The organism is Aeromicrobium sp. SORGH_AS_0981 (assembly GCF_031453195.1).
GTDB lineage: Bacteria > Actinomycetota > Actinomycetes > Propionibacteriales > Nocardioidaceae > Aeromicrobium.
In genome coordinates, this window is the sequence record NZ_JAVIZD010000001.1 from 2,390,232 (window position 1) to 2,411,239 (window position 21,008).

The 21,008-nt window shown below is 71.9% G+C and carries 17 protein-coding genes and 2 pseudogenes; 16 read left to right on the plus strand and 3 right to left on the minus strand.

Annotation, left to right across the window (positions count from 1 at the left end; genetic code table 11):
• The first annotated feature begins 84 nt into the window (after positions 1-84).
• The 4 genes from QE370_RS12090 (at position 85) to QE370_RS12105 (ending at position 6,072) form a co-directional block, all read left to right on the plus strand.
• Positions 85-1,065, plus strand: a complete 981-nt coding sequence (locus QE370_RS12090; protein WP_309634503.1) for an ATP-binding cassette domain-containing protein — start codon at positions 85-87, stop codon at positions 1,063-1,065.
• Positions 1,062-1,865 carry an ABC transporter permease gene (locus QE370_RS12095; RefSeq protein WP_309634504.1) on the plus strand — a complete coding sequence of 268 codons (804 nt, stop codon included), beginning with the start codon at positions 1,062-1,064 and terminating at the stop codon, positions 1,863-1,865. Before QE370_RS12090 ends, QE370_RS12095 begins: the two co-directional genes overlap by 4 nt.
• Positions 1,866-1,993: 128 nt before the next feature.
• On the plus strand, positions 1,994-5,548 hold the full coding sequence (gene dnaE, locus QE370_RS12100) for a DNA polymerase III subunit alpha (protein ID WP_253024459.1): 3,555 nt from the start codon (positions 1,994-1,996) through the stop codon (positions 5,546-5,548).
• A gap of 11 nt (positions 5,549-5,559) precedes the next feature.
• Positions 5,560-6,072 (plus strand): hypothetical protein, encoded by a 513-nt coding sequence (locus QE370_RS12105; RefSeq protein WP_309634505.1) that lies wholly within the window; start codon positions 5,560-5,562, stop codon positions 6,070-6,072.
• Here the strand turns inward: QE370_RS12105 and ybaK are convergent.
• Together ybaK and QE370_RS12115 are read right to left on the minus strand one after the other, a co-directional pair.
• Positions 6,038-6,529 (minus strand): Cys-tRNA(Pro) deacylase, encoded by a 492-nt coding sequence (ybaK, locus tag QE370_RS12110; RefSeq protein WP_309634506.1) that lies wholly within the window; start codon positions 6,527-6,529, stop codon positions 6,038-6,040. The genes QE370_RS12105 and ybaK overlap by 35 nt on opposite strands.
• Positions 6,504-7,721: a benzoate/H(+) symporter BenE family transporter gene (locus tag QE370_RS12115; RefSeq protein ID WP_309634507.1), complete on the minus strand. Its 1,218-nt coding sequence runs from the start codon at positions 7,719-7,721 to the stop codon at positions 6,504-6,506. The genes ybaK and QE370_RS12115 overlap by 26 nt, the downstream gene beginning before the upstream one ends.
• Positions 7,722-7,764: 43 nt before the next feature.
• Between QE370_RS12115 and hisD the strand changes: the two genes are divergently transcribed.
• The 7 genes and pseudogenes from hisD (at position 7,765) to QE370_RS12150 (ending at position 15,294) form a co-directional block, all read left to right on the plus strand.
• A complete protein-coding gene (hisD, locus tag QE370_RS12120) occupies positions 7,765-9,078 on the plus strand; it encodes a histidinol dehydrogenase (protein WP_309634508.1) in 1,314 nt (437 codons plus the stop codon).
• Positions 9,075-10,202: a histidinol-phosphate transaminase gene (locus QE370_RS12125; protein WP_309634509.1), complete on the plus strand. Its 1,128-nt coding sequence runs from the start codon at positions 9,075-9,077 to the stop codon at positions 10,200-10,202. Before hisD ends, QE370_RS12125 begins: the two co-directional genes overlap by 4 nt.
• On the plus strand, positions 10,199-10,801 hold the full coding sequence (gene hisB, locus QE370_RS12130) for an imidazoleglycerol-phosphate dehydratase HisB (RefSeq protein ID WP_253024471.1): 603 nt from the start codon (positions 10,199-10,201) through the stop codon (positions 10,799-10,801). Before QE370_RS12125 ends, hisB begins: the two co-directional genes overlap by 4 nt.
• Positions 10,801-11,451 (plus strand): imidazole glycerol phosphate synthase subunit HisH, encoded by a 651-nt coding sequence (gene hisH, locus QE370_RS12135; RefSeq protein ID WP_253024484.1) that lies wholly within the window; start codon positions 10,801-10,803, stop codon positions 11,449-11,451. Before hisB ends, hisH begins: the two co-directional genes overlap by 1 nt.
• 1,198 nt (positions 11,452-12,649) lie before the next feature.
• A pseudogene (locus tag QE370_RS12140) lies at positions 12,650-13,609 on the plus strand (DUF222 domain-containing protein); the annotation flags it as partial.
• 405 nt (positions 13,610-14,014) lie between these two features.
• Positions 14,015-14,761 carry a bifunctional 1-(5-phosphoribosyl)-5-((5-phosphoribosylamino)methylideneamino)imidazole-4-carboxamide isomerase/phosphoribosylanthranilate isomerase PriA gene (gene priA / locus QE370_RS12145; RefSeq protein WP_253024488.1) on the plus strand — a complete coding sequence of 249 codons (747 nt, stop codon included), beginning with the start codon at positions 14,015-14,017 and terminating at the stop codon, positions 14,759-14,761.
• Positions 14,762-14,763: 2 nt separating this feature from the next.
• Positions 14,764-15,294 carry a DUF1707 domain-containing protein gene (locus QE370_RS12150; RefSeq protein ID WP_309634510.1) on the plus strand — a complete coding sequence of 177 codons (531 nt, stop codon included), beginning with the start codon at positions 14,764-14,766 and terminating at the stop codon, positions 15,292-15,294.
• Positions 15,295-15,296: 2 nt separating this feature from the next.
• Here the strand turns inward: QE370_RS12150 and QE370_RS12155 are convergent, their stop codons facing one another.
• Positions 15,297-15,635 (minus strand): hypothetical protein, encoded by a 339-nt coding sequence (locus tag QE370_RS12155; RefSeq protein ID WP_309634511.1) that lies wholly within the window; start codon positions 15,633-15,635, stop codon positions 15,297-15,299.
• Between the two features lie 32 nt (positions 15,636-15,667).
• Between QE370_RS12155 and hisF the strand changes: the two genes are divergently transcribed.
• The 5 genes and pseudogenes from hisF to QE370_RS12180 all read left to right on the plus strand — a co-directional run bounded on the left by hisF (position 15,668) and on the right by QE370_RS12180 (position 20,992).
• The gene (gene hisF / locus QE370_RS12160; RefSeq protein WP_253024494.1) at positions 15,668-16,444 is read left to right on the plus strand and encodes an imidazole glycerol phosphate synthase subunit HisF; all 777 of its coding nucleotides are present in this window, start codon (positions 15,668-15,670) and stop codon (positions 16,442-16,444) included.
• On the plus strand, positions 16,434-18,236 hold the full coding sequence (locus QE370_RS12165) for an ABC transporter ATP-binding protein (protein ID WP_309634512.1): 1,803 nt from the start codon (positions 16,434-16,436) through the stop codon (positions 18,234-18,236). Before hisF ends, QE370_RS12165 begins: the two co-directional genes overlap by 11 nt.
• Positions 18,233-20,047, plus strand: coding sequence for an ABC transporter ATP-binding protein (locus QE370_RS12170; protein ID WP_253024496.1), 1,815 nt, complete (start codon positions 18,233-18,235; stop codon positions 20,045-20,047). The genes QE370_RS12165 and QE370_RS12170 overlap by 4 nt, the downstream gene beginning before the upstream one ends.
• 20 nt (positions 20,048-20,067) lie before the next feature.
• A pseudogene (gene hisI / locus QE370_RS12175) lies at positions 20,068-20,408 on the plus strand (phosphoribosyl-AMP cyclohydrolase).
• Positions 20,405-20,992, plus strand: coding sequence for a Trp biosynthesis-associated membrane protein (locus QE370_RS12180; protein WP_309634513.1), 588 nt, complete (start codon positions 20,405-20,407; stop codon positions 20,990-20,992). Before hisI ends, QE370_RS12180 begins: the two are co-directional and overlap by 4 nt.
• The last annotated feature ends 16 nt before the right edge of the window (positions 20,993-21,008 follow it).

Sequence of the window (21,008 nt, forward strand, 5' to 3'; positions counted from 1 at the left end):
TTCGGACGATGAGTTCTGTCGGCGCGACAGGGCATGATCGTCCCCAGGTGTTCCATCCCGGAACACAGGGCGGAGAGATGGTTGATGGCCGACATGATCCGGGCCACCGGGCTCGTCAAGCGCTACAAGGGGGTCGAGGCGCTGTCCGGACTCGACCTGTCGGTGCCCGAGGGCACCGTCCTGGGCCTGCTCGGTCCCAACGGGGCGGGCAAGACCACCGCCGTGCGCATCCTCGCCACGCTGCTCAAGGCCGACGGCGGCACCGCCGAGGTCGCCGGGGTCGACGTCGCGAAGGACCCCGAGGGCGTCAAGGCGCGGATCGGCCTCTCGGGCCAGTACGCCGCCGTCGACGAGTACCTCACCGGCTTCGAGAACCTCGACATGATCGGTCGGCTCTACGGCATGGGTCGCGCCCAGGCCCGCGACCGCGCGCGTGAGCTGCTGGAGCGCTTCGACCTCGCCGACGCGGGGGACCGCCCCTCCAAGACCTACTCCGGCGGCATGCGACGCCGCCTCGACCTCGCCGGCGCGCTCGTCGCGGCCCCGCCGGTGATCATCCTCGACGAGCCGACCACCGGGCTCGACGTCCGCGCGCGGCAGCAGATGTGGGGCGTCATCCAGGAGCTCGTCCGCTCGGGCGCCACCCTCCTGCTCACCACGCAGTACCTCGAGGAGGCCGACGTGCTCGCCGACGAGATCGTCGTCATCGACTCCGGCCGTGCCATCGCCCGCGGCACCGCCGACGAGCTGAAGGCCCGGACGGGTGGCGAGCGGGTCGAGGTCGTCGTCGCCGACCCCGCCGACCGCGACGCCGCCGCCCGGCTCCTCGCGACCGTCGCCACGGCAGAGGTGCAGGTCGACGCGAACGGCCGTGGCCTGTCCGCGCCCGTCACCGACGGCGTCGCGCGGCTCGCCACCGTCCTGCAGGCCCTGCAGGAGCAGCAGCTCGCCGTCGTCGACGTCGGACTGCGCCGTCCGACGCTCGACGACGTCTTCCTCAGCCTGACCGGTCACGCGACCGCGTCGGACACCGCCACCGACCAGAAGGACGAGGCCACCGCATGAACGCCACCAGGGTCGTGAGCGACGGCTGGGTCGTCGCCAAGCGCAACGTCATCAAGATCAAGCGGGTCCCCGAGATCCTCGTGTTCGTCCTGATCTCGCCGATCATGTTCGTCCTGCTGTTCGCGTTCGTCTTCGGCGGCGCGATCGACGCGGGCGAGGGCCTGAACTACCGCGAGTTCCTCATCGGCGGCATCTTCGCCCAGACCGTCGTGTTCGGCGCGACGTTCACGGGTGCGGGCCTGGCCGAGGACATGCAGAAGGGCATCATCGACCGCTTCCGGTCGCTGCCGATGTCGCCGTCGGCCGTCCTCGTGGGCCGCACGACGTCCGACATCATCTACAACGTCCTGTCGCTCGTCATCATGGCGCTCACCGGCCTGCTCGTCGGCTGGCGGGCGCGCGAGGGCGTCCTCGACATGCTGGCCGGGTTCCTGCTGCTCCTGCTGTTCGCCTACGCGGTCAGCTGGGTCATGGCCTGGGTGGGGCTGATCGTGCCGAGCGTCGAGGTCATCAACAACGCCTCGTTCATCGTCATCATGCCGCTCACCTTCGTCTCGAACGCCTTCGTCCCGACGCAGGACTTCAACTCCTTCCTGCGCCCGTTCGTGGAGTGGAACCCGGTCTCGGCGGTCACCCAGGCGTGCCGCGAGCTGTTCGGCAACGTGCCCGCGGGGCCGGTCGACAGCACGGCGTGGAGCCTGCAGCACCCGGTGCTGTACACGCTGCTCTGGGTGGCGCTGATCCTCGTGGTCTTCGTGCCCCTCTCGATCCGCCGCTACCGGGTCTCCGCCGCGCGCTGAGGCCCCGATCCCGACCCGTCCCCGCGTGTGCTGGCGGGACGGGTCGGGACCCTCGCGTAGGCTGGCCTCCTTCCCCTCCACCGCCCCTCGGGGCCGTCCGTCCGCCATGTCTGGAGGCGCATCACCCGATGCCGAGCGACTCGTCCTTCGTGCACCTGCACAACCACACGGAGTACTCGATGCTCGACGGTCACGCACTGCTCGACGGCATGTTCGCGCGCACCGCCGAGCTCGGCATGCCGGCCATCGCGATGACCGACCACGGCAACGTGCACGGCGCCTACGACTTCTGGTCCAAGGCCCGCAAGCACGGCGTCAAGCCGATCATCGGCATCGAGGCCTACCTGACGCCCGGCACGCACCGCAGCGAGCGGCGCAAGGTCAAGTGGGGCCGTGGTCTCACGGGCGACGAGGAGGAGGGCGGCAAGGACGTCGCCGGTGGCGGCGCCTACACGCACATGACGATGCTGGCCTCCACGACGGAGGGCATGCACAACCTCTTCCGGCTGTCGTCGCGCTCGAGCCTCGAGGGCTACTACTACAAGCCCCGCGCCGACCGCGAGCTGCTCGCCGAGTACAGCTCCGGGCTGATCGCCACCACGGGCTGCCCGTCGGGCGAGGTCCAGACCCGGCTGCGGCTCGGGCAGTACGACGAGGCCGTCCAGGCGGCGTCGGACTTCCAGGACATCTTCGGCAAGGGGAACTTCTTCCTCGAGCTGATGGACCACGGCATCCCGATCGAGCGTGAGGTCCGCGACGACCTCCTGCGCCTGGGCAAGCAGCTCGGGCTGCCCCCGGTGGCCACCAACGACTGCCACTACACGCACCCCGAGGACGCCGACGCGCACGACGCGCTCATCTGCGTCGCGTCGGGCAAGTCGATCGCCGACCCGAAGCGGCTCAAGTTCGACGGCGGCGGCTACTACGTGAAGTCCGCGGCGGAGATGCGCGAGCTGTGGGAGGACCGCTACGGCATGAAGGAAGCGTGCGACAACACGCTGCTCATCGCCGAGCGCTGCGATGTCGAGTTCTCCGAGAACACCGGCGGCTACATGGCACGGGCCGACGTCCCTGAGGGCGAGACCGAGGAGAGCTGGTTCGTCAAGGAGGTGTGGCGCGGGATCGAGTCGCGCTACCCGGGCGACGCGCTCACCCAGGAGGTGCGCGACCGCGTCGAGATGGAGCTCGAGGTCATCAAGACCAAGGGCTACTGCGGCTACTACCTCGTGGTCGCCGACTTCATCAACTGGTCGAAGGACAACGGCATCCGGGTCGGTCCGGGTCGTGGCTCCGGCGCGGGCTCGATCGCCGCGTACGCGCTGCGCATCACCGACCTCTGCCCCCTCACCCACGGCCTGATCTTCGAGCGCTTCCTCAACCCCGAGCGTCCGTCGATGCCCGACTTCGACATCGACTTCGACGAGCGTCGGCGCGCGGAGGTCATCCGGTACGTCAGCGAGAAGTACGGCAACGACCGCGTCGCCTACATCGCCACCTTCGGACGGCTGAAGTCCAAGGCCGCCATCAAGGACGCCAACCGCGTCCTCGACTACCCGTTCAGCATGGGCGAGCGGATCAGCAAGGCGCTGCCCGCCGACATCATGGGCAAGGGCGTGCCGCTCAAGCAGCTGTTCGACCCGAGCCACAAGCGTTACAACGACGGCAAGGAGTTCCGCGAGCTCCACGAGAGCGACGCCGAGGTCCGCAAGATCTACGAGACGGCGCTCGGCCTCGAGGGCCAGATCCGCAACTGGGGCGTGCACGCGGCCGGCGTCATCATGAGCAGCGAGCCGCTCGTCGACATCGTGCCGATCATGCGTCGCGAGCAGGACGGCGCGATCATCACCCAGTTCGACTACCCGATGTGCGAGTCGCTCGGGCTGGTCAAGATGGACTTCCTGGGTCTGCGCAACCTGACCGTCCTCGACGACGCCCTCCTCAACATCAAGGCCAACCGGGGCGAGGAGGTCGTCCTGGAGGACCTCACGTTCGACGACCCGGCCACCTACGACCTGCTGTCGCGTGGTGACACGCTCGGCGTGTTCCAGCTCGACGGCGGACCCATGCGGGCCCTGCTGCGCAGCATGCGTCCGGACAAGTTCGAGGACATCTCGGCCGTCGGCGCGCTGTACCGCCCCGGACCGATGGGCGCGGACTCGCACAACAAGTACGCGCGGCGCAAGAACGGCCGCGAGGCGATCGAGCCGATCCACCCCGAGCTGGAGGAGCCGCTCAAGGACGTCCTGGGGGAGACGTACGGCCTGATCGTCTACCAGGAGCAGGTGATGGAGATCGCCCAGGTCCTGGCCGGGTTCAGCCTCGGACAGGCCGACAACCTGCGTCGCGCGATGGGCAAGAAGAAGAAGGAGGAGCTCGACAAGCAGTACGCGGGCTTCCAGGCCGGCATGCTCGAGCGCGGCTACTCCCAGGCGGCCATCACCGCGCTGTGGGAGATCCTGCTCCCGTTCTCCGACTACGCCTTCAACAAGGCCCACTCCGCCGCGTACGGCGTCATCTCCTACTGGACCGCCTACCTCAAGGCCAACTACCCGGCCGAGTACATGGCCGCGCTGCTCACGAGCACCCGCGGCGACAAGGACAAGTCGGCCATCTACCTCGCGGAGTGCCGCCGGCTCGGCATCCAGGTGCTGCCGCCGGACGTCAACGACTCCGTCTCGAACTTCGCCTCGGTGGGCGAGGACATCCGCTTCGGGCTCAGCGCCGTGCGCAACGTCGGCGAGAACGTCGTGGCCGGCATCGTCGCGGGCCGGGAGGAGAACGGTCCGTACCAGGACTTCACCGACTTCCTCGACAAGGTGCCCACGCACGTCTGCAACAAGCGCGTGCTCGACTCCCTCATCAAGGCCGGTGCGTTCGACTCGCTGGGCCACCGTCGTCGCGCCCTGACGACGATCGCCGAGGACGCGGTCGACCAGTACATCGACCTCAAGCGCAACGCCGCGATCGGCCAGGACTCCCTGTTCGGCGGGATGGACGACGCGTTCACGGGCGTCACCGTCAGCGTGCCGGACATGCCGGAGTGGGAGAAGACCCAGCTCCTCGCGTTCGAGCGCGACATGCTCGGCCTCTACGTCTCCGACCACCCGCTCATGGGGCTGGAGCACGTGCTGAAGGCCAGCAGCGACTGCTCGATCGGCGATCTCATCGCCGACGCCGAGCGCCCCGACGGCACGACCGTGCGGGTGTGCGGCCTGATCACCGCGGTCCAGCGCCGGCTCAGCAAGAAGGGCGACACCTGGGCGCTCGTGACGGTCGAGGACCTCGACGGCAGCATCGACGTGATGGTCTTCCCCGGCGCGTACAACCTCGCCGCGCCCGTGCTCGTGCCCGACACCGTCGTGGTCGTCAAGGGACGCCTGCGCCGCAAGGACGACAGCGTCGAGCTCAACGCGCTCGAGGTGACCATGCCGGCCATGGGCTCGGGCGGGCAGGCCGACGCCCCCGTCGTCGTCACGCTGCCGGTCGCGCGGTGCACGAGCGACACCATCGGCACGTTCAAGCAGGTGCTGGGCAGCCACCCCGGCATGACCGAGGTGCACCTGCGCCTCGTCGGCACCGGTACCACCAAGGTCATGCGTCTTGACGACAGCCTGCGGGTCAAGCCCTCCTCGTCGCTCATCGCCGACCTCAAGGAGCTCCTGGGGCCGCATTGCCTGGGATGAAGGGATCAGGAATGAGGCGCACGGTCGTGCAGGTGGTCGCCCTGGTGGTGGTCCTGCTCGTGCTCGCGGGAGGTGCCGCAGCGTTGTGGGTCGCGCTCGCGTCGCCGCCGCAGTGGGAGGTCACGCAGCAGGGTGTCGTGCTCACCGAGGAGGCCTCGGGTGCCCAGGTCGGCGTCGAGCTGTTGTTCGTCGTCATCGGGGCGGCCGTGGCAGCGCTCTGGGGCCTCGTGGCCGGCTTCGTCCTGCGCCGTCTCGGCTGGGTCGTCGTGCCGCTGACCGTCGGGGCCACGCTGGCCGCGTCGGTGCTCACCTGGCGCCTCGGTGTCGAGCTCGGACCGGAGGGCCCCCTGGCGTCCCGCGACCTGCCCATCGGCACCCGGATCCCGGCCCAGCTGGCCGTCGACTCGCCGGCATCCTTCGTGGTGTGGGCGATCGCGGGGCTCGTCGGCGTCTTCGTCGTCACCTGGGCGGCCGGCCGACGCCCCGACGTCAGCGAGCGATCGGCCCCGGCACTCCACCCGTGAGCCGCAGCAGGTCGGCGGGGGAGAGCTCGATCTCGAGCCCGCGCCGCCCACCCGACACGTGCAGCGTGTCCCACAGCTCCGCGGTCTCGTCGACGACCGTGCGGTGCGTGCGCTTCTGGCCGAGCGGCGAGATGCCCCCGACGACGTAGCCGGTGGCCCGCTCGGCCCGCGCCGGGTCGGCCATCGCGGCCCGCTTGCCGCCGAGGGTCGACGCGAACGCCTTGAGGTCGAGCTGGAGGGTCACGGGCACCACCGCGACGCAGAGCTCGCCGTCGACGTCGGCGAGCAGCGTCTTGAAGATGCGATCGGGCTCGACGCCCAGCGCCTCGGCCGCCTCCCAGCCGTACGACGTCGAGCGAGGGTCGTGGACGTAGCGGTGCACCTGGTGCTCGACCCCGGCGCGCAGCACGGCAGCGAGCGCCGGCGTCGCCTCAGCGTCGGACGTCTTCCGCGCCATCGGCGGCCTCCTCCTGCTCCACGGGCCCTGCGGTGCGACGCTCCAGCGTCGCCCGCACGATGAGGCCGACGACCAGGGCCCAGAACGCCGCCCCGACGCCGAACAGCTGCAGACCCGACGCGGCGACGAGGAACGTGACGGTGGCGCTCGTGCGTCCGGCGTCGGTGGCGAGCGCGGCGACCATCGACGCGGCGAAGGTCGAGAGCAGCGCCAGGCCGGCGACCGTCTCGACGATCCCGGCCGGCGCGGCCTCGGTGACCGCGACCAGCGCACCGGAGGTGAGGGCGAGGAGCAGGGCGACGAGGCCGGCCGTGAACGCCGCCACCCAGCGGCGCTCGCGTGGACCCGCCCCGTCGCCCGCGGCCAGCGCGGCCGAGATCGCGGCCAGGTTGATGGCGTGACCGCCGAACACGGCCGCCGCCGACGTCCCCGCCCCGGTCGTGACCATCGACGCGCGCCACGGCACGGTGAAGCCGAAGCTGCGCATCACGGCGACGCCCGGCACGTTCTGCGAGGCGAGCGTGACGACGGTCAGTGGCACGGCGATGCCGACCACCGCCGCGACGGTGAGCGTCGGGGTCGTGGGCTCGAGGCGGGGGAGGAGGTGCCCGGTGGGCACGGAGGTGCCCGTCGTGGCCAGGGAGACGCCGATGACGACGAAGGCGGCGAGCAGCGCCAGCGGGACCGCCCAGCGGGGCGCCCACCGGGTCGCGAGCAGCCACACCAGCACGACCGGGCCGACCGCGGTGGGCGCGTCCGCGAACGCGGTGAACGGCGCGAGGCACAGCTGCAGCAGCACCCCGGCCAGCATCGCCTGCGCCAGCGGCACCGGGATCGCAGCCGCCAGCCGACCGAGCCAGGGGACCAGCCCGGTGAGGGCGAGCAGCACGCCGGTCAGCACGAACGCGCCGACGGCGGCAGGCCAGCCACCCTCGACCGGTCCGGTGCTCACGAGCAGCGCCGCGCCCGGCGTCGACCACGCCAGCGTGACCGGCAGGCGGGTCCACAGCGCGAGCCCCGACATGAGCACACCGAACGCGACCGTGAGCGCCAGGAGCCCGCTGGCCGCCTCGTCGGGCGAGGCGCCGACGGCACGCAGCCCCGCGAGCACGACCGCGAACGACGACGTGAACCCGACCACCGCGGTGACCACGCCGGCCACGATCGGCTGCTGCAGGTCGCGGGACGTCACGGGGCCTGATCCTAGGCGCAGGGCCAGTCCCTAGAATCAGTGCGTGATCAGACGCCTCGACCTCCGCACCGACCCGACCGCCGAGCTGCCCCGCGCGCAGCAGGACGTCGAGCACGCGCTGCACGTGGTCGGGCCGCTGTGCGACGACGTCCGGGCGCGCGGCGAGGAGGCCGTGCTCGAGTACGGCGAGCGCTTCGACGGCGTCCGTCCCGCGTCGCTGCGCGTCGCGCCGGAGTACCTGGAGAAGGCGCTGGGCGACCTCGACCCCGCGATCCGCGCCGGTCTGGAGGAGTCGATCGCCCGGCTGCGCACCACGTGCGAGGCCGAGCTCGAGCAGACGGTCGTCACCACCGTCGCCCCGGGCGCCACGGTCGAGCGGCGCATCGTGCCCATGCAGCGCGTGGGCCTCTACGTGCCCGGCGGACTCGCCCCGCTCGTCAGCACCGTCGTCATGAACACCGTCCCGGCACAGGTGGCCGGCGTCGGCTCGATCGCCCTCACCTCGCCCCCGCAGGCCGAGTTCGACGGCCTGCCGCACCCCACGATCCTCGCGGCGTGCGCGCTGCTCGGCATCGACGAGGTGTACGCGGCCGGGGGAGCGCAGGCCCTCGCGCTGCTCGCCTTCGGCAGCGTCGCCACGGGCGGCAGCGTGCGGCCCGTCGACCTCGTGACCGGACCGGGGAACATCTACGTGGCCGCCGCCAAGCGCTACCTGCAGGGCACGGTCGCCATCGACTCCGAGGCCGGCCCCACCGAGATCGCCGTCATCGCCGACGACACCGCCGACCCCGCCTTCGTCGCGGCCGACCTCATCAGCCAGTCCGAGCACGACCCGATGGCGGCCAGCGTGCTCGTCACGCCCAGCGACGCGCTCGCCGACGCGGTGACCGCCGAGCTGGAGCGCCAGGTCCCGACTGCCACGCACCAGGCGCGCATCAGCACGTCGCTCGCCGGACCGCAGTCGGCGATCGTGCTGGTCGCCGACCTCGACCAGGCTGTCGACGTCGCCAACGCGTACGCCGCCGAGCACCTCGAGATCCAGACCGCCGACGCGGCGGGCGTCGCCGCACGCATCGTCAACGCCGGGGCGATCTTCGTCGGCGCGTGGACACCGGTCTCCCTCGGCGACTACGCCGCCGGCTCCAACCACGTGCTGCCCACGGCCGGTTGTGCCTGCCACTCCTCCGGTCTCTCGGTGCGCGCGTTCTGCAAGAACGTGCACGTCGTCACCTACACCGAGGCCGCCCTGCGCGAGGTCGGGCACCACGTGGAGGTGCTGGCCGCCGCCGAGGACCTCCCGTCGCACGGTGCCGCCGTCGCCGTGCGCACCGCCCGGCCGGCGTCCGACGCGCGATGAGCGTCCCCGAGCCCGATCGCCGCCCACGGCCCGGCACCCCCGCCGAGTGGCTGCCGATCCGCGACGAGCTGCGCGACGAGGAGCCGTACGGCGCGCCGCAGATCGACGTGCCGGTGCGGCTCAACACCAACGAGAACCCGTATGGGCCGAGCGAGGCGGCCGCCGCCGACGTCGCCGAGGCCGTGCGCGCCGCCGCGCTCGACCTCAACCGCTATCCCGACCGCGAGGCCACCGCGCTGCGCGAGGGGCTCGCGGCCTACCTGTCGCGGGACACGCCCGGTGTCGACCTCGACGCGTCGCGCGTGTGGGCCGCGAACGGCTCGAACGAGATCATGCAGCAGGTCCTGCAGGCGTTCGGGGGGCCGGGGCGCACGGCGCTCAGCTTCGCGCCGACCTACTCGATGTACCCCGAGTACGCGCGCAACACCCACACCCGCTGGGTCGCCGGACGTCGGCGTGACGACTTCGGCATCGACGTCGCCGCCGCCGTCGCGCTCATCGAGGCCGAGCAGCCCGACGTGGTGTTCCTGACGTCGCCGAACAACCCGACGGGCACCGCGCTCGACCCGGCCCACACCCGGGCCGTGCTCGACGCCGCACCCGGCATGGTCGTCGTCGACGAGGCGTACGCCGAGTTCCGGCGCGCAGGCACGCCCAGCGCGCTCGAGCTGCTCGCCGACCACCGACGGTTGATCGTCACGCGCACCATGAGCAAGGCGTTCGCCCTCGCCGGAGGTCGCCTCGGGTACCTCGCCGCGCACGCCGACGTCGTCGACGCCCTGCGCATCGTGCGGCTGCCGTACCACCTGTCGTCGGTCACGCAGGCCACCGCGCTGGCGGCGCTCCAGCACACCGACGAGCTGCTCGCCAACGTCGACGCGCTGCGGGTCGAGCGCGACCGCACCGCCGACCGGCTCCGCGAGCTGGGCCTCACCGTCGCCGACTCCGACGCCAACTTCGTCCTCTTCGGCACCTTCGAGGACCGGCACGCCACCTGGCAGGCCCTCGTCGACCGTGGCGTGCTCATCCGCGAGACCGGACCCCTAGGATGGCTGCGCGTCTCCATCGGGACGCCGTCCGAGATGGACGCGTTCTTCACGGCACTCCAGGAGGTCATCGCATGAGCAGCAGGGCTGCCCGCATCGAGCGGAAGACCTCGGAGTCGCACGTCGTCGTCGAGCTCGACCTCGACGGCACCGGGAAGCACGACATCTCCACCGGCGTCGGCTTCTACGACCACATGCTCACGGCGCTGTCGCGGCACTCGCTCATCGACCTGACGGTCCGCACGGAGGGCGACCTGCACATCGATGCCCACCACACGGTCGAGGACACCGCCATCGGCATCGGCGACGCGTTGCGCGAGGCGCTCGGCGACAAGGCCGGCATCACCCGCTACGGCACCGCGACCGTCCCGCTCGACGAGGCCATCGCCACCTGCACGGTCGACGTGTCCGGTCGGCCCTACTTCGTGCACACCGGCGAGCCCGAGCGGCAGATCACCGTCGTCATCGGCGGCGACTACTCCGGCTCGCTGACCTCGCACGTGTTCGAGTCGATCGCCCACCACGCGGGCCTGACGATGCACATGACGCTCACCGCCGGTCGCGACCCGCACCACATCGCCGAGTGCCAGTTCAAGGCGCTCGCGCGGGCACTGCGCGAGGCCGTCGCGATCGACCCTCGGGAGACGGGCATCCCGTCGACCAAGGGGGCGCTGTAGTGCCGACCGCGACGTCGCGGCCCACGGTCGCGGTGCTCGACTACGGCTCCGGCAACCTGCGCTCGGCCGTCCGTGCGGTCGAGCGCGCCGGCGCCGACGTCACGCTGACGTCCGACCCGGCGGTCGCTGAGTCGGCCGACGGCCTGCTCGTGCCCGGCGTCGGGGCGTTCGCGGCCTGCATGGAGGGGCTGCGCGCGGTCGACGGCGAGCGCATCATCGAGCGCCGGCTCATCGCGAACCGTCCCGTGCTGGGCATCTGCGTGGGCATGCAGATCCTCTTCGGCGAGGGCATCGAGCACGGTGTCCGCTCCGTCGGCTGCGGCGAGTGGCCCGGCACGGTCGAGCGCATCCAGGCCCCGATCGTCCCGCACATGGGCTGGGACACGGTCCAGGTGCCCGAGGGCTCGAGGATGTTCGCCGGTCTCGAGGACGAGCGGTTCTACTTCGTGCACTCCTACGGTGTGCGCCGGTGGGAGCTCGACGTCGAGGGCACGTCGTTCACCGCCCCGCGGGTCACGTGGACCGAGTACGGCGGCGACCGCTTCGTCGCCGCCGTCGAGAACGGGCCCCTCTGGGCCACGCAGTTCCACCCGGAGAAGTCCGGCGACGCCGGCCGCCGCCTCCTGGAGAACTGGCTCGCCACCTTCTGACCTGCATCCGCTGGTCGACGCGTCCGCTGGTCGAGTAGTCAGGATGGCGAGCGCCAGCGAGCACGTGCTGACGTATCGAGACCATCCGGCAGCGGATCAGCGCGGGCCGAGCCCCAGCGTGAGCGTGGAGTGGTCTCGATACGTCCGACCGCGCTCCTTCGTCGCCGCTCGGCCTACTCGACCAGCGAGTCATTCCGCTGGTCGAGTAGTCAGGACGGCGAGCGCCAGCGAGCTCGTGCTGACGTATCGAGACCACTCGGCAGCGGCCCGGCGCGGGCCGACCTCCAGCGACGGCTTGGAGTGGTCTCGATACGTCGCCACACGTCTCGTCCCTCGGCGGAGGCGACTACTCGACCAGCGGATGGTTCCGCTGGTCGAGTAGTCAGGACGGCGAGCGCCAGCGAGCTCGTCCTGACGTATCGAGACCACCCGGCAACGGCTCAGCGCGGGCCGAGCCCCAGCGTGAGCGTGGAGTGGTCTCGATACGTCCGACCGCGCTCCTTCGTCGCCGCTCGGCCTACTCGACCAGCGAGTCATTCCGCTGGTCGAGTAGTCAGGACGGCGAGCGCCAGCGAGCACGTGCTGACGTATCGAGACCATCCGGCAGCGGATCAGCGCGGGCCGAGCCCCAGCGTGGGTGTGGAGTGGTCTCGATACGTCCGACCGCGCTCCTTCGTCGCCGCTCGGCCTACTCGACCAGCGGAACGCTCCGCTGGTCGAGTAGTCCGAGCGAGCTTGCGAGGCTCGGACGTATCGAGACCACCCGGCAGCGGATCAGCGCGGGCCGAGCCCCAGCGCGGGTGTGGAGTGGTCTCGATACGCCCGGAGCACGCTCGTGCCTCACCGCTCCGCGCTACTCGACCAGCGGATGGTTCTGCTGGTCGAGTAGTCCGAGCGAGCTCGCGAGGCTCGGACGTATCGAGACCACCCGGCAACGGCTCAGCGCGAGCCACCCCGCAGCGACAGCTTGGAGTGGTCTCGATACGTCGGACCCAGGCTCGTACCTCGCCAGGCCCGACTACTCGACCAGCGACGCCCACCGCTGGTCGAGTAGTCAGGACGGCGAGCGCCAGCGAGCTCGTCCTGACGTATCGAGACCACCCGGCAACGGCCCAGCGCGAACCAGCAGGAACCCCACTGTCCACAGGAGTTTTCCGGGCTGGAGGGGGGTGTCGGAGGGGGTGCCTAGGTTGGAGACATGAGCCCCACCGACACCCTCCTGGCTGACGCGGCGACCGCGTCGGCGCGGGTGTGGGCGGGTGAGGCGGAGCAGGCGCGGGCGGTGCTGCGGTTCGTGGAGACCCGCCGCACCGACGCCCTCACCCAAGGCCTGTCGGCTCGTCAGGTCGAGGACGCCCGGCAGGTCGCCATCCTGGAGGTCGCGGTCGAGCTGAACGTGGCGCAGGGGTTCGTGGCGAACCTGGTCTCGGCCACCCGCACCCTCGTGATGGACCTGCCCACCGTGTGGGCTGGCCACCTGCGGGGTGAGGTCGATCGGGCCAAGGCCCGCGAGATCGCCTCGACCGCCTGGAAGCTGCATGCGCCGGAGAACGTGACCCGGTTGGACGAGACCGTGCTCGCCTACGCCACCAGCCACACGTTGGGTCAGCTGAAGGGGTGGCTGCGCCGGTTCCTCGTCCGGGTCGAGCCCGACCACGCGATCGAGCGCCGCCAGGCCGCCCAACAGGACCGCACCGTCACCATCACGGCCCTGGATGACGGGATGAGTCTGCTGCAGGCCCTCATCCCCACAGCTGATGCCCTCCTCATCGACCGGGACCTGACCCTGGCCGCGAAGGCGTCCCGCAGCCAGACACCAGACGATGAGCGGACCCTGGCCCACGCTCGTGCGGACGCGCTCGTCGACACCCTCCTGCGCCGCGACCAGCCCATCACCGACACCGACGCCGGCCGCACACCGGTCGGCACGTCAGGGCGTGGCCGCTTCCACGTCGGCATCACCGTCTCCCTGGCCACCCTGCTCGGCCTCTCCAGCGAGCCGGGCGTCTCTGCCGACGGGCAGCACGTCCTCGACCCCGCCCTGCTCGCCGAGCTCGCTGCTCAGGACGGGACCCTGTTCTCGCGGTTGTTGACCGACGAGAACGGCGGGATCCTCGACGTGACCGAGCTGGGCCGCTTCCCCACCCAGCCCCTACGCAGGGCGTTGAACCTCATCGACGGGACCTGCGACGTGCCCGGCTGCACCCGACCCGCCACCGGCTGCGACATCGACCACCAGATCCCCTACGACCCCGACCCACCACCAGGCCAACAACCCGGACCCACCACCGCAAGCAACCTGCACCACCGGTGCCCACACCCCACCACGGCCTCAAGACCCGAGGAGCCCTCACCGTCACCCACGACGAGGACGGCAACGCCCACTGGCACCTACCCACCCGCACCATCGAGGCCGAGACCGCGTTCACCCGCGCCTGGACCCGACGACCCCGCACCATCCAGTTCGTCGAGATCCACCACACCCACCCCGACCACATCCAGTACCGACCCCGATGAGACGGGGCGCGGTTACCTGCGAACGGGCGTCGATAGCATCGCCCGCGTGAGTGACTACCTGGAGCTGCTGCCCGCCGTCGACGTCAAGGGCGGCCAGGCCGTCCAGCTGGTGCAGGGGGTCGACGGCTCCGAGAAGCGGTTCGGCGACCCCGTCGAGGCCGCCCTGCGCTGGCAGTCCGCGGGCGCGGAGTGGATCCACCTCGTCGACCTCGACGCCGCGTTCGGCCACGGGCACAACCGCGACCTGCTCGCGCGGATCGTCGGCACCCTCGACATCGACGTCGAGATGTCCGGCGGCATGCGCGACGACGAGTCGCTCGCGGCCGCCATGGAGGCCGGGTGCCGCCGGGTCAACATCGGCACCGCCGCCCTGGAGAACCCCGAGTGGTGCGCCAAGGTCATCGCCGAGTGGGGCGACCGGGTCGCCATCGGGCTCGACGTCCGCGGCACGACGCTCGCCGCACGCGGCTGGACCCGCGACGGCGGCGACCTGTACGAGACGCTCGCCCGCCTCGACGCCGAGGGCTGCGCGCGCTACGTCGTCACCGACGTCAACAAGGACGGCATGCTGCAGGGACCGAACCTCGACCTGCTGCGCGACGTCTGCTCCCGCACCGACCGGCCCGTCGTCGCGTCGGGCGGCGTCACCACGCTCGCCGACATCGAGGCGCTCATGGGGCTCGTCGACATCGGCGTCGAGGGCGCCATCGCCGGCACTGCGCTGTACACCGGACAGTTCACGCTCGAGGACGCGCTCGCCCTGACCCGCGGCCAGGCCCGACCGGAGGCGTGACCATGCCCGCGGGATCGGTGTGGGACCGCTTCGAGGCGGACCCGCGCGATCCCGCGCACACCGCGCTGCGCGCCTCCGACGCCGACCGCGACGTCGTCCTCGGTGTGCTGCGCGACGCGTACGCCGCCGGGAAGGTCGACACCGCGGAGTACGAGCGGCGCGTCGACGCGGCCCTGGAGGTCGTCCGCCTCGGGCAGGCGCTGCCGCTGCTCGACGACCTCGCCTCGACCCGGTCGCCGGCCCGACGGGCACGCCGCGCCCCCGAGGGGGCCTCCGTGCGCGAGGAGGCCCTGGCCACCTTCGAGCGGGACCTGCGCGACATGCGCACCGGGTGGGTCGCGCTGTCGGTCCTGCTCGTCGGCATCTGGGGCGCGACGTCGGTGACCGCAGGGGACCTGTTGTTCTTCTGGCCGGTGTTCCCCGTGCTGGCCGTCGGCGTCGGGTACCTCTCGCACCGGCTCAACCCCGAGAAGCACGTCGAGGAGCTCGAGGAGAAGATCGCCCGCAAGCGTCGTCGACGTCGCGAGGACTGAGATCAGGTCAGGCGCGACACGAGTCCGACCAGCCCGGACACGGCGCCCACCAGCAGGGCGAGCAGGAGCAGCGCGAGGACGAAGCAGCCGACCCAGTCTCCGAACGACATCTCGTCGTCGTCGACGACCCCGGCGTTCGGCGGCGGCAGCGGGAACCGCTCCATGTACTCCGCCAGGTGCGCCTGGGAGCAGAACCGGAACGTGTCCTTGGCGGCGTCGACGAACCAGTCGTCGCCCCACTCGTCCTCGGAGATGCGGCGGTGGACGTTCACGACCATCGCGTCGTCGGACGTCACGTCGATCGTGCCGCGGCAGAGGAAGCACTGGTAGGTCGCAGGCACCGGGGAAGCATAGCCATCGGTAGGCTCGGCGGGTGAGCCTCGCCGTCCGTGTCATCCCCTGCCTCGACGTCGACGCCGGGCGCGTCGTGAAGGGCGTCAACTTCGTCGACCTGGTCGACGCCGGCGACCCCGTCGAGATGGCCCGCGTCTACGACGCCGAGGGCGCGGACGAGCTGACCTTCCTCGACATCACGGCCTCCAGCGGCGACCGTGCCACGACCTTCGACATCGTCGGCAGCACGGCCGAACAGGTGTTCATCCCGCTGACCGTCGGGGGAGGGGTGCGCACCGTCGACGACGTCGACCGGCTGCTGCGCGCCGGCGCCGACAAGGTCGGGATCAACACGGCCGCCATCGCGCGACCGGAGGTGATCGCCGAGATCGCGCACCGCTTCGGCAACCAGGTGCTCGTGCTGAGCGTCGACGCCCGACGCAGTCCCACGAGCGGCGACGGTGCTCAGCCGAGCGGCTACGAGGTGACCACGCACGGCGGTCGGCGCAGCGCCGGACTCGACGCCGTGGAGTGGGTGCGTCGTGCGGAGGAGCTGGGCGTCGGCGAGGTGCTGCTGAACTCCATGGACGCCGACGGGACGAAGGCGGGCTACGACCTGGAAATGATTCGGGCGGTCCGCAGCGTTACCCAGGTGCCACTGATCGCCAGTGGTGGCGCCGGACGGCTCGAGCACTTCGCTCCCGCGGTCGAGGCCGGTGCCGACGCCCTGCTCGCCGCGAGCGTGTTCCACTTCGGCGAGCTCACGATCGGACAGGTGAAGGACACCTTGCGAGCAGCTGGACACCGTGTCAGGTAGCGACCTCGGGTCGGCCCAGCAGGACCGGATGATGCGCCGGGGCTTCGGCCTCCTCGGGCGCGGCATCGTCGAGCAGAAGGCGCTGTTCACCGTCTCGGCGGTCGGCAGCGTCCTGTTCGGCGCGATGACCGTCGCCGACGCCTGGGTGCTCGGCTGGGCCACCGACCACGTCATCCGGCCCTCCTTCGCACGGGGCGAGGTGGTCCAGGGGGCGCTCTGGACGGCCATCGGCCTGTTCCTGGCCGTCGCGACCCTGCGCGCCCTCGGCGTCATCGCCCGTCGGCTGATCGGCGGCATCGTCTACTACCGGCTCGTCGCCACCTACCGCCGCAAGGTCACCCGCCAGTACCTCGCGCTGCCGATGTCGTGGCACCACCGCCACCCCACCGGACAGCTGCTCTCCAACGCCAACGCCGACGTCGAGGCCGCGTGGGCGGTGTTCATGCCGCTGCCGATGGCCGTCGGCGTCGTCGCGATGCTCGCGGCCGCGCTCGTCGCGATGGTCGAGGCCGACTGGGTGCTGACCATCGTCGGCCTCGTCGTCTTCCCGGCGCTGTTCGGCATCAACGTCTTCTACCAGCGCTGGCTGTCGCCGCGCGTGGCCCGCGCGCAGGCGCTGCGCGGCGACCTCAGCGCGGTCGCGCACGAGTCCTTCGACGGCGCGCTGGTCGTCAAGTCGCTCGGCCGTGAGGCCGAGGAGACCGAGCGGTTCACGCGGGCCACCCACGAGCTGCGCGACGCGAACATCGCGGTCGGGCGCATCCGCAGCATCTTCGACCCGCTGCTGGAGGCGCTGCCGAACCTCGGCATCCTCCTCGTCCTGGTGCTCGGCGTCGGCCGGGTCGCCAGCGGCGCCGCCGAGCCGGGCGACGTCGTGCAGGTGGCCTACCTGTTCACGGTCGTCGCCTTCCCGGTGCGCGCGATCGGCTGGGTCCTCGGCGAGCTGCCACGCAGCGTGGTCGGCTGGGACCGCGTCGACAACGTGCTGCAGGCGACCGGCTCGATGGCCTACGGCGACGGCACGGTCCCGGGCTCCGGCGCGGTCGACCTGCGCCTGCGCGGCGTGGCCCACCGCTTCGACGACGCCGAGCACGACGTGCTCCAGGGCGTCGACCTCCACGTGCCCCGAGGCAGCGTCACCGCGCTCGTCGGCGCGACGGGCAGCGGCAAGAGCACGCTCACGACCCTCCTGTCCCGGCTGGTCGACCCGCGACGCGGCACCGTCGAGGTCGACGGTCTCGACCTGCGCACGCTCGACCACGGGGCTCTCGCGGGCACCGTCGCGGTCGTCCCGCAGGGCACGTTCCTGTTCGACGACTCCGTCCGCGAGAACGTGACCCTCGGCCTCGACGTCCCCGACGAGGACGTGTGGGAGGCGTTGCGCACGGTGCAGGCCGACGGGTTCGTGGCACGTCTCGCCGCCGGGCTCGACACCCAGCTCGGCGAGCGTGGCACGACCCTGTCCGGCGGTCAGCGCCAGCGCCTCGCGCTCGCCCGCGCCCTGGTGCGCAGGCCCCGCCTGCTCGTCATGGACGACGCGACGAGCGCGGTCGACCCGGAGGTCGAGCAGCGGATCCTGCGGGCGCTCGCGGAGCGCACGTCCGACGGCAGCGGCCCGACCGTGCTCGTCGTCGCCTACCGCAAGGCCACCATCTCCCTCGCCGACGAGGTCGTGCTGCTCGACGGCGGCCGCGTGGTCGAGCGGGGGACCCACGAGGAGCTGCTGGAGAGGTCGAGCGTCTACCGCGACCTCGTCGACGCCTACGACCAGGCGAGGGAGGCGAGCGCATGAGCAGCGACACCGCGCTCCCCGGCGTCACGCCGGTGCGCGCCACCGGCGGCCAGATCGTGCGCCGCGGGCTCGCGCTCTCGCCGGCCATCCGCGACGGCCTGTGGCTGACCCTCCTGCTGGCCGTGCTCAGCACCGTCGGCGGCTCCGTGGTGCCCGTGGTCATCCAGCGCACGATCGACTCCGGTCTCGGCGACGGCGGCACGACGTCGCTGTCCGCGATCGGGCCCTACCTCCTCGGCGCGCTCGTCCTCGTGCTGCTGACGGCCGTCGTCGCCTACTGGATGCGGGTGCGGCTGTTCGTCGCGAGCGAGCGCGGCCTGGCCGAGCTGCGGGTCACCGCGTTCCGGCACGTCCACGACCTGTCGATGCTCACGCAGAACGCCGAGCGGCGCGGCGCCCTCGTCTCGCGGGTCACGTCCGACGTCGACCAGGTGTCGCTGTTCCTGCAGTTCACCGGCATCACCATCGTCATCAGCATCGGCCAGATGCTGGTCGCGACGATCATCATGGCGTTCTACTCGTGGCAGCTCACGCTGGTCGTGTGGGTCTGCTTCCTGCCGCTCGTCGTGAGCCTGAAGTTCTTCGCCGGGCGGCTCAGCCGCGCCTACGACACCGTCCGCCGGACGGTCGGCGAGATGCTCGCCGTCGTCGCCGAGCCGGTCGTGGGCGCGTCGGTCGTCAAGGCGCACGCCATCGAGGAGCGCACGCAGCAGCGCGTCGACGACGGCATCCAGCGCAACCTCGACGCCAACGTCCGCGCCCAGAGGCTGGTCGCCGTCACGTTCGCGTCGGCGGGGCTCGCCGGAGGCCTGGCGAACGCCGGCGCCATCGCGGCCGGTGTCGTGATCGGCGTGGCCGGCGGGCTGTCGATGGGCACCGTCATCGCCTTCGCCTTCCTCGTCGGGCTGCTCGTCGGCCCGGCGCAGATGGCCACCCAGGTGCTCACGGAGGCGCAGAACGCGATCGCGTCGTGGCGGCGCGTCATCGAGCTGCTCGACACGCCCGCCGACGTCGTCGACCCCGGCCCCGACGGCCTCGCGCTGCCCGACGAGGTGCTCGGTGCGCGCTTCGAGGGCGTCGGGTTCGCCTACCCCGGCGGCCCGGAGGTGCTCTCCGACGTCGACGTCGTGATCGAGCCGCGGCAGCGGATCGCCGTCGTGGGGGAGACGGGGTCGGGCAAGACGACGTTCGCGAAGCTGCTGACGCGCCTCATGGACCCGACCCGCGGCACCGTGCGGCTGGGCGACACCGACATCACGCAGGTCGCCTTCGACGACCTCCGCCGGCACGTGCTGATGGTGCCGCAGGAGGGCTTCCTGTTCGACGCCACGCTGCGGGAGAACCTGCGGTACGGCCGGCGGGACGCGTCCGACGAGGACCTCCTGGCGACGGTGGCCGACCTGGGGCTCACGGACTGGTTCGCGACCCTGCCGCGAGGCCTGGACACGCCGGTCGGCCAGCGTGGCGAGTCGTTGTCGGCGGGGGAGCGGCAGCTGGTGGCGCTCGTGCGCTCGGCGCTCGCCGACCCCGACTTCCTCGTGCTCGACGAGGCCACCAGCGCCGTCGACCCGCAGACGGAGCTGCGCGCCACGCGCGCCCTGGAGACGCTGCTCGACGGGCGCACGAGCGTCACCATCGCGCACCGTCTGACCACCGCCGAGAACGCCGACCGGGTGCTCGTGTTCGACGCCGGCCGGCTGGTGGAGGACGGGTCGCACGCCGCGCTCGTCGAGGCCGGCGGCGTGTACGCCCGCCTGCACGCCAGCTGGGTGGCGCAGGCGTCGTTGGGCATCGCGCCGGTCGCCGACTGACCCTCTGGGAGGATGGACCCGTGAGCTCCCTCGACCCTGCCGTCGCCGCACGGCTGAAGCGCGATCCCGCCGGCCTCGTGCCGGCCGTCGTCCAGGACGCCGGCACGCACGCCGTCCTGATGGTCGGCTGGATGGACGACGAGGCGCTGCACCGCACGCTCACCACGGGGCGCGGGACCTACTGGAGCCGCAGCCGCCAGGAGTACTGGGTGAAGGGGGAGAGACCTCCGGCCACGTGCAGCACGTGCGCGAGGTCCGGCTCGACTGCGACGGCGACACGCTGCTCGTGGTCGTCGACCAGGAAGGTCCCGCCTGCCACACCGGTGCCACCACCTGCTTCGACGCGGACCGGCTGCTGTGACCTCACCCGCTGCCGCGCCGACCCGCGGCCGTCGGCTGTACGCCCCGTCGGTGCTCGGCCTGCTGGTCGCGGGCGGCGTCGCCTGGGTCGCCCTCGGGCGCCCGTGGGCCAGCACCCGGCTCGCGCCGCAGGGCCTCCCGCCCGCCGACGTGGTGGTCACGGGTCGCGACGTCGCGCCGCTGGCCGCCGCGCTGGCCGTCGTCGTCGTCACCGCCGCGCTCGCCGTGCTCGCGACGCGCGGCCGGGGGCGGTGGGTCGTGGGCGTGCTGGTCGTGCTCCTGGGGGTCGGCGGGGCGGTCCTCGGCGTGCTCGGCGGCACGGGCGACGGCTCGCGCGACGCCCTCGTGGCCGCGGCGGAGCAGTCGCCCGCGTTCACCGGCGAGGGCCTCGGCCGCGTCGCGACGTCGCCGTGGCCGTTCGTCGCGGCCGGCGGCTTCGCGGTCGCGGCGCTGCTCGGCGCCGTCGTGGTCCGACACGGACGTGCCTGGCCCGGCATGAGCGGACGCTACGACGCGCCGTCGCGCCGCCCGGTCGTCGAGGACCCGTGGAAGGCGCTCGACGAGGGACGCGACCCGACCGTGTGACGAAAGTCCCTCCACG

What these genes read in the sequence shown, in the direction of transcription:
- ybaK (WP_309634506.1), bottom strand. Translation starts at nt 6,529, where the DNA reads ATGGCGCGGAAGACGTCCGACGCTGAGGCGACGCCGGCGCTCGCTGCC.
- QE370_RS12095 (WP_309634504.1), top strand. Translation starts at nt 1,062, where the DNA reads ATGAACGCCACCAGGGTCGTGAGCGACGGCTGGGTCGTCGCCAAGCGC.
- hisB (WP_253024471.1), top strand. Translation starts at nt 10,199, where the DNA reads ATGAGCAGCAGGGCTGCCCGCATCGAGCGGAAGACCTCGGAGTCGCAC.
- QE370_RS12150 (WP_309634510.1), top strand. Translation starts at nt 14,764, where the DNA reads ATGCCCGCGGGATCGGTGTGGGACCGCTTCGAGGCGGACCCGCGCGAT.
- QE370_RS12090 (WP_309634503.1), top strand. Translation starts at nt 85, where the DNA reads ATGGCCGACATGATCCGGGCCACCGGGCTCGTCAAGCGCTACAAGGGG.
- QE370_RS12170 (WP_253024496.1), top strand. Translation starts at nt 18,233, where the DNA reads ATGAGCAGCGACACCGCGCTCCCCGGCGTCACGCCGGTGCGCGCCACC.
- dnaE (WP_253024459.1), top strand. Translation starts at nt 1,994, where the DNA reads ATGCCGAGCGACTCGTCCTTCGTGCACCTGCACAACCACACGGAGTAC.
- QE370_RS12125 (WP_309634509.1), top strand. Translation starts at nt 9,075, where the DNA reads ATGAGCGTCCCCGAGCCCGATCGCCGCCCACGGCCCGGCACCCCCGCC.
- QE370_RS12105 (WP_309634505.1), top strand. Translation starts at nt 5,560, where the DNA reads ATGAGGCGCACGGTCGTGCAGGTGGTCGCCCTGGTGGTGGTCCTGCTC.